The organism is Marivirga atlantica, from assembly GCF_016734805.1.
Classification (GTDB): Bacteria; Bacteroidota; Bacteroidia; order Cytophagales; family Cyclobacteriaceae; genus Marivirga; species Marivirga atlantica.
Window position 1 is genome coordinate 326,840 of sequence record NZ_JAERQG010000004.1, and the last position, 12,387, is coordinate 339,226.

At 38.1% G+C, this 12,387-nt stretch carries 11 protein-coding genes; all 11 read right to left on the reverse strand.

Going from position 1 to position 12,387, the window contains the following annotated elements; genetic code table 11:
- Positions 1 to 21 precede the first annotated feature (21 nt).
- From JKP34_RS15780 to mraZ, 11 genes are read right to left on the reverse strand one after another with little or no spacing between them, the layout of a single operon-like run.
- The gene (locus JKP34_RS15780) at positions 22 to 786 is read right to left on the reverse strand and encodes a cell division protein FtsQ/DivIB (protein ID WP_201923585.1); all 765 of its coding nucleotides are present in this window, start codon (positions 784 to 786) and stop codon (positions 22 to 24) included.
- Positions 776 to 2,176, reverse strand: a complete 1,401-nt coding sequence (gene murC, locus JKP34_RS15785; protein ID WP_201923587.1) for a UDP-N-acetylmuramate--L-alanine ligase — start codon at positions 2,174 to 2,176, stop codon at positions 776 to 778. Before murC ends, JKP34_RS15780 begins: the two co-directional genes overlap by 11 nt.
- Entirely contained in the window at positions 2,173 to 3,279 is a 1,107-nt protein-coding gene (murG, locus tag JKP34_RS15790; protein ID WP_201923589.1) for an undecaprenyldiphospho-muramoylpentapeptide beta-N-acetylglucosaminyltransferase, read from the reverse strand. The genes murC and murG overlap by 4 nt, the downstream gene beginning before the upstream one ends.
- Positions 3,280 to 4,461 (reverse strand): FtsW/RodA/SpoVE family cell cycle protein, encoded by a 1,182-nt coding sequence (locus JKP34_RS15795; RefSeq protein ID WP_201923591.1) that lies wholly within the window; start codon positions 4,459 to 4,461, stop codon positions 3,280 to 3,282.
- On the reverse strand, positions 4,458 to 5,831 hold the full coding sequence (gene murD, locus JKP34_RS15800) for a UDP-N-acetylmuramoyl-L-alanine--D-glutamate ligase (protein WP_201923593.1): 1,374 nt from the start codon (positions 5,829 to 5,831) through the stop codon (positions 4,458 to 4,460). The genes JKP34_RS15795 and murD overlap by 4 nt, the downstream gene beginning before the upstream one ends.
- On the reverse strand, positions 5,828 to 7,048 hold the full coding sequence (gene mraY / locus JKP34_RS15805; protein ID WP_201923595.1) for a phospho-N-acetylmuramoyl-pentapeptide-transferase: 1,221 nt from the start codon (positions 7,046 to 7,048) through the stop codon (positions 5,828 to 5,830). The genes murD and mraY overlap by 4 nt, the downstream gene beginning before the upstream one ends.
- A 9-nt stretch (positions 7,049 to 7,057) precedes the next feature.
- Positions 7,058 to 8,524, reverse strand: coding sequence for a UDP-N-acetylmuramoyl-L-alanyl-D-glutamate--2,6-diaminopimelate ligase (locus JKP34_RS15810; RefSeq protein WP_201923597.1), 1,467 nt, complete (start codon positions 8,522 to 8,524; stop codon positions 7,058 to 7,060).
- Positions 8,524 to 10,617 (reverse strand): penicillin-binding protein, encoded by a 2,094-nt coding sequence (locus JKP34_RS15815; protein ID WP_201923599.1) that lies wholly within the window; start codon positions 10,615 to 10,617, stop codon positions 8,524 to 8,526. The genes JKP34_RS15810 and JKP34_RS15815 overlap by 1 nt, the downstream gene beginning before the upstream one ends.
- Positions 10,607 to 10,990: an FtsL-like putative cell division protein gene (locus JKP34_RS15820; RefSeq protein ID WP_201923602.1), complete on the reverse strand. Its 384-nt coding sequence runs from the start codon at positions 10,988 to 10,990 to the stop codon at positions 10,607 to 10,609. Before JKP34_RS15820 ends, JKP34_RS15815 begins: the two co-directional genes overlap by 11 nt.
- A complete protein-coding gene (rsmH, locus tag JKP34_RS15825) occupies positions 10,987 to 11,892 on the reverse strand; it encodes a 16S rRNA (cytosine(1402)-N(4))-methyltransferase RsmH (protein WP_201923604.1) in 906 nt (301 codons plus the stop codon). Before rsmH ends, JKP34_RS15820 begins: the two co-directional genes overlap by 4 nt.
- Before the next feature lie 5 nt (positions 11,893 to 11,897).
- Positions 11,898 to 12,344: a division/cell wall cluster transcriptional repressor MraZ gene (gene mraZ, locus JKP34_RS15830; protein ID WP_201923612.1), complete on the reverse strand. Its 447-nt coding sequence runs from the start codon at positions 12,342 to 12,344 to the stop codon at positions 11,898 to 11,900.
- Positions 12,345 to 12,387: the final 43 nt, after the last annotated feature.

The window sequence follows — 12,387 nt, forward strand, 5'->3', positions numbered from 1 at the left end:
TCATTTCCTGCCATTATTAATTTACTCGCAAATAATCTGATTTTCAAACTTCAAATTTACTCGATTATATCGATTCCATCCCCTGTCTGGGAGTATCTTATCATAAAAAATTTTAAGCTTTTTTAACTTCTCATCATACTGATAAGTATCGCCAAACTCTATCATTTGTTTGGTCACCTGAGGGAAGATTTCAATCATCCCTCTTTTATCTACTTTTAGTTGTGCAAACTGGGCACTCCAGAATTTATCTTTCTCGATGTATTTGATGAAATAGAATAGGTCTTTTCCTTCATCATCTACCAGCATATTCTTATCTAAATACTTTTTAAAGAAGCTACCACTTAACACCATCACGCGTGCTGTAAACCTATTGCTTACAGGAAGAATTTCCCCTCGCTCACTTATGTAATGATCCTGACCTGATGGATTAAATATTCTGGCAATTGGTCTTTCTTGTCGGGCATCAATCATCATATTACCTGCCAGGTCACGATATACTTCAGCCGACTCTACGTATTTATGATTTTCAATGCGCTCTTCGATATCTTTTAACTCAAGCTGCTCATAAGGCAGATTGATTACCATTTCACGGCCACCATTGGTTACCAAATCGTTAATATCAGCTTCATTGATAAAAAAGTTGCCCTGCTGATTCTCTATTGAAATCAGTAATTTTTTACATAATGCATCATTTTGCCTTTTATTGACAAAGCCAATAGAAACAATGAATACCACTAAGGCAATCACTATTTTAACTCTATTATATATCTTTCTTTTAGACTGCATATGTCTTATTAAAAATCTCCTTTAGTGGCGTCACTAATCTGTCAATATCACCTGCACCTAGAGTGATAAACACTTCAAACCTATTATTGGAAGCATAATTTCCAACTTCCTCTTTAGCCAATATAAGCTTTCTGTCCGCAGTGATATTTGACAACAACATTTCACTATTCACTCCTTCAATAGGTTCTTCCCTTGCCGGATATATATCTAATAAAAGTGCCTCATCCGCTAAGCTTAAACTTTCAGAAAAACCTTCAGCAAAATCTCTGGTTCTGCTGTAAAGATGCGGTTGAAAAAGCACAGTTATCTTCTTATCTGGAAACAATGCTCTGGCTGATTTCAGCATAGCGCTTATTTCAGAAGGATGGTGAGCATAATCATCAATAAAAATAAAATCATCTCTTCTGATGATGTATTCAAATCTTCTTTTTACGCCTTTGTAAGAAGCAATGGCTGCTTTAATTTTATCAGTTGAGATGTTAATTTTTTTAGCTACTGCAATGGCAGCTGTAGCATTCTCTACATTATGGTAGCCCGGAACAGCTAGTTCAAAATCTGTCATCAGCTCTCCATTAATAGCCACATCAAAACTGAATGCTCCGTTCTCAATTCTAATATTGAAAGCTTTTACATTGGCTCCCTTCTCAATAGCATATTCAGAATGAGTAGCCGCAATTTTATCTGTTGACAACCCTTCCCACAAACCTTCTTTTATAAAAATCTGTCCTTCAGCATTTACCTTCTGCAAAAATTCTGCAAATGACTTTTTCAGCTCATTTGCTTCACCATAGATATCCAGATGATCAGCATCCGTAGAAGTTACTATCGCAATATTTGGATGAAGTGTTAAGAATGACCTATCAAACTCGTCAGCCTCAACCACAACTTTTGCAGTATTCATTTCACCTTCATTCAAAAGCATATTAGTATCATAATTTACTGATATACCTCCAAGAAAGCCTGTGACATTCTCACCTGAATGCTTTAAGATATGAGCCACCATCGAGCTGGTAGTTGTTTTACCATGTGTACCAGCAACGGCAATAGTAAACAAGCCCTTTGTTATTTCTCCTAATACCTCCGAGCGTTTGTAAAGCTTAAATCCATTCTCTTTTAAATAACTAAAAGCTTTATGCTTAGCTGGAATGGCCGGTGTATAAACAAGCAACACCTTTTCATCTTGTTCTTTAACAAAACCTGGTAAAGCGGCTACCGACTCATCGAAATCTACATCTATACCTTCTTGCTGTAATCTTTCAGTCAATGGTGATGGTGTTTTATCATAGCCGGTTACTTTCACCCCATTATGGTGGAACCATCGGGCAATAGCACTCATACCGATACCACCGATGCCTATGAAATATGCGCTATGTACTTCCTTTATGTTCATGCCACCATTGACATTATAATTTTCACTATATCTTCTGTAGCATTTGGCTTAGCCATCTGCTTTATATTTTGAGAAAGAATTTCACACCTCTCTTTATCATTCAATAATTGTAAAGCTCTTGGAATTAACTTTTCCTCAGCCTCATCATCCTTTATTAAAATGGCCGCATCATTCTCTACCAAAGACTTAGCATTTTTTGTCTGATGATCTTCTGCCACATTAGGTGATGGTACAAAAATTACCGGTTTACCAACTACTTCCAGCTCAGAGACAGAGAGAGCTCCGGATCGCGATATAATTATATCAGCTGCTGCATAAGCCATTTCCATATCATCAATAAAGGCATTAAGTTTAATGAAATCAGATTTATGATCAGCCATTCTAACTTCCATCTCCTGCTCATAGAATTTACCACACTGCCAAATCAGATTGATTTGATTTTCGTTGATGGCTTCTAAAAAATTAAGGACACTTTCATTCAATGTTCTAGCTCCTAAGCTACCACCCATTATGAAAATGGTTGGCTTATCTTCAACTAATTCCAGAGCCTTATAGGCCTCGGCTTTTTCTGGTAGTTGCATTAAATGCTTCCTTACCGGATTACCCGTTCGGTGTAATTTTTCCTTCGGGAAATAGGCTTCCATACCCTCATATGCTACACAGATATGCTGCACCTTATTTTTCAACCATTTATTGGTTAAGCCAGCATAGGAATTTTGTTCTTGCAATAAGCAAGGGATGTTAGCATTAGATGCTGCTCTTAAAGTAGGGCCACTTGCATAACCACCTACACCTATTACAGCATCAGGTTTAAAGTTTTTTACAATCTTTTTCGCCTGTCTTAAACTACTTAATAGCTTAAAAGGAAACGCTAGGTTTTTAAGTGTAAGACTTCTTTGGATACCGGCTATCGGCAACCCTAGAATCTTATAACCTGCTTTAGGCACTCGTTGCATTTCCATTTTACCTTCTGCCCCGACAAATAGAATCTCAGTATCCGCGTACTCATGTTTTATCTGGTCAGCAATTGCCAAAGCAGGATAGATATGGCCACCTGTGCCTCCACCACTTATTATAAATCGATATGGTCTTTTATTAGTCAATTAAGCTGCTTCCTTTTTAGGTAAATTGGCAAATGAATTTCCATTCTTGGCATTGGCCACTTCTTCAATTTCTCCTCTGCTGACACTTAAGATAATACCCATAGCCAGCCCTGTAAATAATAGTGAAGTACCACCCATACTCAATAATGGAAGTGGTAAACCTGTTACAGGCCCTAAGCCTACTGCTACTCCCATATTCACCAAAGCTTGAATGACAATGGCAAAACTGAGACCCGCGGAGAGCAAACCTCCGTATGCCTTTCCACTGGCAGCAGCGGCTTTCATGCCTCGGTATAGTAATGTCAGGTAAAGTAAAATAACAATTGAAGCACCAATCAGTCCGTATTCCTCCACTACAATAGCGAAGATAAAATCGGAAAAGGCTTCAGGTAAGAAATTTCTTTGACTACTGTTCCCAGGACCTTTACCAGTGATACCGCCTGTAGCAACAGCTATATAACTTTGCTGTGCTTGAAATGGTACTTCATCTTTATTAATAAAATTCTCTATTCTGCTAATGGCTGTTGCTCCACGCTGACCCACCACCATAGCAATACTCACTGCTAACACTCCCACCAAAGCAAGCATGGCTAAATACTTTACGGGAATTCTACCTATAAAAAGTAGTAACATACAAGTCATGAAAAGCAAAATAGCGGTACTTAAATTAGTCATAGCAATAAGTCCACATATCAAACCACACCACAATAGCATTGGTATTAATGCTTTTTTAAAATCATGTATATTCTGTTGCCTTTTTGAAAGCATACCCGCCAAGTTGATAATTAGTGCCAGCTTGGCTAAATCCGAAGGTTGAAATGATTGATTGATTAAAGGTATAGTGATCCAACGAGAGGCATTATTTAGATTAACACCAAACTGCCAGGCAAAAATCAAAAGTGGTACTGATAGATAAAGTGCGAGGCGCGACAACTTTGAATAATACCTGTAATCAATTTTGTGAGCCACCCACATTGCAAAGAAACTTAGGAGCACCAAGAAACTGTGTCTGAGTAAGTAATACTCAGTATTGCCTCCGTACTTAAAATAGGAAATACTTCCTGTTGCACTGTAAACTACCAGAATACTCAACATCCCTAAAGCAAAAACAACTGACCATATAACAGGATCACCTTTTAAATGCTTATCAGTCCAACTCTTTATGGTATCAATATTAATCATGCTTGGTGCATACTTTTTAATGCTACTTCACGCTCTAGAAGCTGTACAGCCATTCTAAACTGATTGCCTCTGTCTTCATAATTCTTAAAAAGGTCAAAACTTGCACAGGCCGGAGAAAGCAATACTACTTCTCTGTCTTTAGCGAGTTTATAACCCATCCGTACTGCCTCATCCATCGATTGAGTTTCTTCAATGATGGCAAACTGATCTTTATAGAAGTCTTTAATTTTCTGATTGTCCTTACCCAAGCAAATAACTCCTTTAACGCTCGAACTAACAGCATTCAATTTTGAGTAATCATTCCCTTTGTCGACTCCACCAACAATCCAGATAACTGGTCTTGAGAATGACTCGAGGGCATAATAAACAGCATCTACATTAGTAGCTTTTGAATCATTGATAAAATCCACTCCATGGATAGAAGCAATAAGCTCCATTCTGTGTTGTGCATTCTTGAATTTTGGTAGACTATCCTTAATAGTGGATGCTTTTAATCCAGCCAAAGTGGCTGCAAAAATTGATGCCATAGCGTTAATTTGGTTATGCTTACCTTTAATGGAGAGTAAGCTCAATTCGAATTTTAATTCTTTACCTAAATACTTTAATACTATTTCTTCATCTGTTACATAGCTGTCTGCCCGTGCTAGCTGCTCAGTAGCAACTCTTATTTCCGGAGCATTTAGCACCTCTTCCTTCTTAAATTCTTCTATAATTGAATCCTGACCATTTATAATTATATGATCAGATTTATCCATATTCATAAATAAGCGAAACTTGGCGTGTGCATAGTTTGCCAAGTTCTTATCATATCTATCCAAATGATCTGGAGTGATATTAAGTAACACAGCAACATCAGGCTTAAAATCTTTAAAGCCATCAATTTGGAAACTACTTACCTCCAGCACCCACCATTCGTAGTCTTTGTCGATTAGTTGTGCTGCCATACTTTTGCCCACATTGCCGCCCAAGCCCACATTTAAACCTGCCTCTTTTAAAAGATGATAGGTTAATAGTGTAGTGGTAGTTTTACCATTTGTTCCTGTAATGGCGATAATTTTACCTTCCGTAAAACGATAAGCAAATTCAAGCTCATCAATTACTTTTATTCCTTTTTCCTGCAACTTTACTATTATTGGCGCTGTGTATGGAATACCAGGACTTTTAATCACCAAGTCAGCATTTAGAATTTTTGATTCCGTATGCTGTTTCTCTTCAAATGGTATTTCAGCAGTCAATAACTGCTCAGTATAATTATTTTTAATCGCTCCAAAATCAGACACAAAGACATCATAGCCCTTCGCTTTTGCCAGCAAAGCAGCACCGGTTCCACTTTCACCAGCACCTAGCACTATGATCCTTTTTTGCTTCATTGAAGTTTTAAAGTAGCAACTGTCAGTATTGCCAGTAGTATGCCGACAATCCAGAAGCGGTTTACAATTTTGGATTCATGTATTCCTTTCTTTTGATAGTGATGGTGCAAAGGAGACATTAAAAAGATCCTTCTGCCCTCACCATGTTTTTTCTTGGTGTATTTAAAGTAGCTCACCTGCATGATGACAGATAATAGCTCTACCAAGAATATTCCGCATAAAAGTGGAAGCAATAATTCTTTTCTGATAGCCAATGCCAGTGTGGCGATAATTCCTCCTAAAGCCAAACTTCCAGTATCACCCATAAATACCTGAGCAGGGTGCGTATTGTACCATAAAAAGCCTACGCAGGCTCCAACAAATGCGGCACAAAATATCACCATTTCTCCTGAAGTTGGGATGTACATAATATTCAGGTATTCTGAAAAAATGACGTTACCAGAGAGGTAAGCAAATATCCCAAGGGTTAAACCTATAATAGCTGAAGTACCTGCCGCAAGGCCATCAATTCCATCAGTTATGTTAGCTCCATTTGATACAGCTGTAATAATAAATATTGCCCAAAGCACATAAATTATTACCGTAAAGTCTTGAGGTATAAATGGAAGTATGTTGGAATAATCAAACTCGTTGTCCTTCAAAAATGGAATAGTAGTTTTCATAGATTTTACATCTTCATAAGCTACCTCCCCTTCTACCATTTCAATCTCAGCTGAAGTAGTTTCAGCGGTTTTAAATTCTCTTACTACTACTTCCTGATTATAAAAAAGGGTTATCCCCACTATGAGTCCAAGCCCTACCTGACCAACTATTTTAAATTTACCTTGTAGTCCTTCTTTATTCTTTTTAAAGACTTTTATATAATCATCTAGGAAACCAATCAATCCCATCCAAACAGATGAAATAAGTAAGAGGATGATGTATACATTCTTTATCTGAGCAAATAAAAGTACTGGAATTACTATCGCCATTAGAATGATGATACCACCCATAGTTGGCGTACCTGCCTTTTCATTCTGGCCATCTAAACCCAAATCGCGAATGGTTTCACCCACTTGCCTCTTTTGAAGCATTTTGATTAATTTTTTACCAAAGGTGATGCTAATCAGCAATGAAAAAACCGTTGCCATACCTGCTCGGAAAGAGATGTATTGAAATACTCCTGCTCCGAAGAGATCCATTTGCTTATCTAAATAGTTGAATAAGTAATATAGCATTGCCTTTGCTTATCGGTTATGAATTAGGTTTAACATTTCATTTACTACTTCTTTATCATCGAAGTGATGTTTCACTCCTTTTATCTCCTGATAGGTTTCATGTCCTTTTCCTGCTACTAAAATAATATCACCACTTTGCGCAAAACTACAGGCGAGCTTAATGGCCTCTTTTCTATCAGAAAGTTTAGTCACTTTTCTCACTTGCGATACCGAAACGCCTTTCTCCATGTCGGCAATGATCTGATCAGGATCTTCATTTCTAGGATTATCAGAGGTAAGAATTACCCTATCACTCAGTTTGCAAGCTATTTCTGCCATGATTGGTCGTTTGGTTGTATCGCGATTTCCTCCACATCCTACTACAGTTAGTACCTGCTCGTTACCTGTTCGAACATTATCGATTGTTTTTAACACATTTTCTAACGCATCAGGCGTATGAGCATAATCAACAATAGCAGTGATTCCGGCCGTGTTAGGCACCTGTTCAAAACGACCATTCTCCAGCGAAATTTGAGAAAGGGCAGTTAGAACCTCTATACTTTCTTCCTCTAAAAGGGTAGCAACTGTATAAGCCGCCAATAAATTATAAGCATTGAAATAACCAATCAACTTAAACCACACATCCTGACCTTCAATATTTAGTTCTAAACCTTGTAAGGAATTGGTCAATACCTTTGCCTTATAATTAGCCATTGACTTAAGCGAATAAGTATACTTATCGGCTTTGCAATTTTGCAGCATTACCATACCTCGCTTGTCATCTACATTGACTAAAGCAAAGGCTTCAGATGACAACCCATCGAACAATTTCTTCTTTGCTTTTATATAGGCATCGAAAGTTTCATGATAGTCCAAATGATCATGTGAGAGGTTTGTAAAAACAGCACCCGCAATATCTAAACCGGCCATACGCTCTTGATCAATGGCATGACTGCTCGCTTCCATGAAAACTACCGTACAATCGGCCTTTACCATTTTATGTAAAAGCTGATTCAGCTGAATAGCATCAGGTGTAGTGTGTGTTGCCTCAATTACAGATTCATTAATCTGATTTTGCACTGTAGAAAGTAGACCAACATTATAGCCTAATTCTCTAAAAAGCTTATATAAAAGCGTTACCGTTGTAGTCTTTCCGTTGGTTCCGGTAACAGCTACAAGCTTAAGTTTTGATGATGGATTGCCATAGAAGTTAGAAGCCATGATACCCAGCGCACGAGCACTATTGTCAGTTTGAATATAGGTTAAACCTTCATTCAATTCTGCCGGCATGTCTTCGCAAACAATGACCTTCGCACCAGAAGCTGTTGCTTTATCAATAAAGTTATGACCATCTACCTGCGTACCTCGAACAGCAATAAAGATATTGCCTTCTTCAACTTTTCTTGAATCGAACTGAATAGCATTGATGTCTATATCTGTGGCACCATGTACCGATAGCAATTTTACTTTATATAATATGTCTTTTAATTGCGTCACTAACTCACTTCAATTTTAATGGTGCTTCCTTTTAATGCTTTTGTCCCTGGCAGTTGTGATTGTGTAATCACCCTACCTCCATCACCTTTAATAACTACTTGCAACCCTTTATTTTCTAATAAGTATAGAGCATCACGCAAGGTCATGCCTTGCACATTAGGCACTACATTCCCTTCAGCTTCATTGAGCTTCCACTCTATTGAATTTTTATCGATATCAGCTCTTACCCATTCTGCTTCATCAACCTCACTATGATTTGAAATACCTAAAAAGTTAAGCATCAGACTCAACTCATCTTTTTTACCGGCTTGTACTACAGGGAAAATGCCCATTTCAGGTTGTTCTTCCAGCGCATATTTATCATGCATTTTTAAATCTAAGGCATAAATTTTATCTGCGATTTCCTTAAATACTGGTGCAGCTACATCTGAACCATATTGTCTGTAACCTTTAGGATTATCCATTACCACTATGGCTGAATACTTAGGGTTGTCAGCAGGGAAATAACCAGCGAATGAAGTGTAGTATTGTCTTACATATCGGCCATTTTTTAAACTCTGAGCAGTACCTGTTTTACCAGCCACTTTATAATTGGCATTATTGATATTAGAAGCAGTACCCCTTTCTACTACACCTTCCAATAAGGTTCTCACTTTTTTGAGTGTTTCTTTCGAGCAGATTTGATCACTTATTACTGAAGTTTTATAGGTATTGATTTCTCTATCTACCTGTCTGATAGATTTAACCAAAAGCGGACGAATCATTTTGCCATTGTTGGCAACTGCATTATAAAGTGTGAGTATCTGTAAAGGAGTAAACTCCAGTCCGTACCCATAAGCCATCCATGGTAAAGTGATGCCACTCCACTGATTCAATGGTGGTACTTTAGGTTTGCCTTCACCAATCATCTGGAAACCCAAAGGCTCAGTTAATCCCATTGTCTTTAAGTAATCTAGAAACCGCTGCGGGTTTTCTCTGAAAGTTTCATCAATCAGTTTAGCGATTGCAATGTTTGATGATTTCTCGAAAGCCTCTTGCAAACTGATAGTACCATAACCGCCAGGTTTATGATCACGAACAGTTTCTTTATAAAATTTAAGTTCGCCATCACCTGTTTTGATAGAATCGGACAATTTCAAGTCTCTTTCTTCAAGCAAAGCAATGTATGAAGCAAGCTTCATGGTACTACCCGGCTCTCTCAGGCCATGGCTACCAACTGCATAATTGTAAACTTCTCCATATCTTCCACTGCTTAATTTTTTGAGGTTACTGATAGCTTTAATTTCTCCGGTAGCAACTTCCATCACCACTACACAGCCCATATCCGCATCGTGCTGCACCAAATGGCTCAAAAGTGCAGATTCGGCAACGTCTTGTAGGTTAATGTCTATTGTCGTTTGAATATCATAACCATCCTTCGGTCTTACTTCGGTACCATCATAAAGTGGTCGCCAGCTACCTCCTGAAATTTTTTGGAAGAGCGCTTTACCATTTTGCCCTGCTAAATAATCGTTAAAGCTGTACTCTAAGCCTGCACCATAGTCATTCTCATTAAGGAAGCCGATTGTTCTAAAAGCCAGGTTGGAAAATGGCCTGAAACGCTTATCTGTTTTTGTAAAGATCACACCACCACCTAGTCTGCCTTCACGGAAAATTGGCCAGGATTCCATTTCCTTTTTTTGCTGATAACCTATCAAATCTCTTGTAAGCATAAGGTATTGGTTACCCTTTTGCCTGGCAGATTTTATCTTTTGTTTATAATAAGTAGCAGACTGACCGAAGCTTTTTGATAAAAGATAGCTCAAGGAGTCTACCCCTTCTCTAAAAATATTATCGCCAGCAATGGTAGGATCGATAGCTACCCTATAAAAAGGTAAAGAAGTAGCCAGTAGACTACCATTATCAGAATAGATGTTACCACGTGTAGCTTTAACTTCCTGGTAACTCAGGTTAATTTCTTCAGCCATCTGCTTCCACTTCTCACCATTAATCCACTGAATATTTACGATTTGGTAAATAATGGCAATGGCGAAGATCAGCACAAAAAGAAATGCTATCCTTACTCTTAATAATATGGATTTCTTAATATTCACCCTCTTCTATCACAATTTTAAACGGTGGCTCCTGTGATTCCACTAATCCTAATTTTTTAACTCTTTTAGCTACTTCAGATTGCTTGGAAGCAAACATGTATTCAGACTTAAGTGTGGTATAATCAGCTCTTAAATCTTCAACTTCCTGCTCCAGTTTGTCTATTTTCCTAATGGTTTTATCAGCATAATGGCTATTACCTATGTAGAAGATGCCAAGCACGACAAAAAACAGAAAGTAAGGAAGGTATTGAACCGGAAGCCCTTCACTCTCCTTATCACCACCAAGCTTCTTATCTAAAAATGAAAAGATGCTACCTGATGACTGCTTGTCCATATTCCCTTTATGCTTAACCTTGTAAGTATTCTTGCTCATATCTTCTCCGCAACTCTAAGTTTTGCACTTCTTGCTCTATTATTCTGCTGCAGCTCCTCTTCAGAAGCTGTTATGGGCTTTCTATTTATAGCCTTAAAAGCTTTATTTACATTACCATAGAAGTCTTTATCTTCTTTACCTTCAACATTTCCTTTATTGATGTAATTTTTCACCAGCCTATCTTCCAGGCTATGGTAGCTCATTACTACCAACCTTCCTCCAGGTTTTATTACTTCTTCCATTTGCCTTAGCATTTCTTCTAAAGCTGTTAACTCTTCATTTACTTCTATGCGTAAAGCCTGAAAAACCTGTGCATAGTATCTATTTTCACGCCCTCTTTTAGCGTAATTATCCATGATAGATTTTAGCTGACCTACAGTAGTGATGGCCTCATTTGTTCTGGCACTAACAAGAGCTCCTGCCAACGTTTTAGCATTTCTCACCTCACCATAAAGTCCTAAGATTTTGTGTAAATCAGCTTCAGAATAACTGTTAATTACTTCTTTAGCAGATTGAGAAGCCTGCTGATCCATTCGCATATCCAGCTCCGCTTCAAAACGAGTGGAGAAGCCTCTTTCTGGTTTATTAAACTGATGAGAAGAAACTCCTAAATCCGCCAATACACCGTCTACCTGCTTTACACCATGCAACTTGAGGTATTTCTTTACCAACCTAAAGTTGGCCGGTATAAAATTAAAGCACTCATTATCTATAGCTTCTGCATTCACTACAGCATCCTGATCCTGATCAAAAGCATACAACTTTCCTGTGGTCAAATGCTCAAGTATAGCCTTCGAATGACCACCACCCCCAAAAGTTAAATCCACATAAGTACCAGTAGGATCAATAGACAATCCTTCCAGACACTCTTGCAACATGACCGGATTATGATATTCACTCATAAGGATTACTCTTGAAAAAGGTGTTTCTCAGCCAACTCAGAAAACGCCTGCTGGTCTTTGATCAGGAATTCATCATAACGTGATGGCTCCCAAATTTCTACCCGATTACCCATGCCCACTACAATACTGTCCTTTTCTAAACCAGCATAGCTGGTCATGTTTTTCGGAAAAAGAATTCGGCCGGCAGCATCGAGCTCAACGATAGCATTCCCCCTGAAAAAGTTACGCTGCAAATTTCTGTACTCAGCGTTAAACTCATTTAAACCCGCAATTTTTGAGTAAATCTTTTTATACTCAACCATTGGGTACAATACCAAACATGGCTCAAACCCACGCCTCAAAACCAGCTCGCTTCCCGAAATCTCGGGCAGGCTGTTTTTGATCTTGGCGGGCAAGACCATACGCCCCTTGGCGTCTATTTTGCAATCATATTCTCCTGTGAAGAATGCCATGTTCAGTTTTTACACAATTTCTTAAAGACAAAACTAACACAAT

Coding starts and splice junctions, on each gene's coding strand:
- JKP34_RS15780 (WP_201923585.1), bottom strand. CDS start 786: ATGCAGTCTAAAAGAAAGATATATAATAGAGTTAAAATAGTGATTGCC.
- murC (WP_201923587.1), bottom strand. CDS start 2,176: ATGAACATAAAGGAAGTACATAGCGCATATTTCATAGGCATCGGTGGT.
- JKP34_RS15795 (WP_201923591.1), bottom strand. CDS start 4,461: ATGATTAATATTGATACCATAAAGAGTTGGACTGATAAGCATTTAAAA.
- murD (WP_201923593.1), bottom strand. CDS start 5,831: ATGAAGCAAAAAAGGATCATAGTGCTAGGTGCTGGTGAAAGTGGAACC.
- mraY (WP_201923595.1), bottom strand. CDS start 7,048: ATGCTATATTACTTATTCAACTATTTAGATAAGCAAATGGATCTCTTC.
- JKP34_RS15820 (WP_201923602.1), bottom strand. CDS start 10,990: ATGAGCAAGAATACTTACAAGGTTAAGCATAAAGGGAATATGGACAAG.
- rsmH (WP_201923604.1), bottom strand. CDS start 11,892: ATGAGTGAATATCATAATCCGGTCATGTTGCAAGAGTGTCTGGAAGGA.
- mraZ (WP_201923612.1), bottom strand. CDS start 12,344: ATGGCATTCTTCACAGGAGAATATGATTGCAAAATAGACGCCAAGGGG.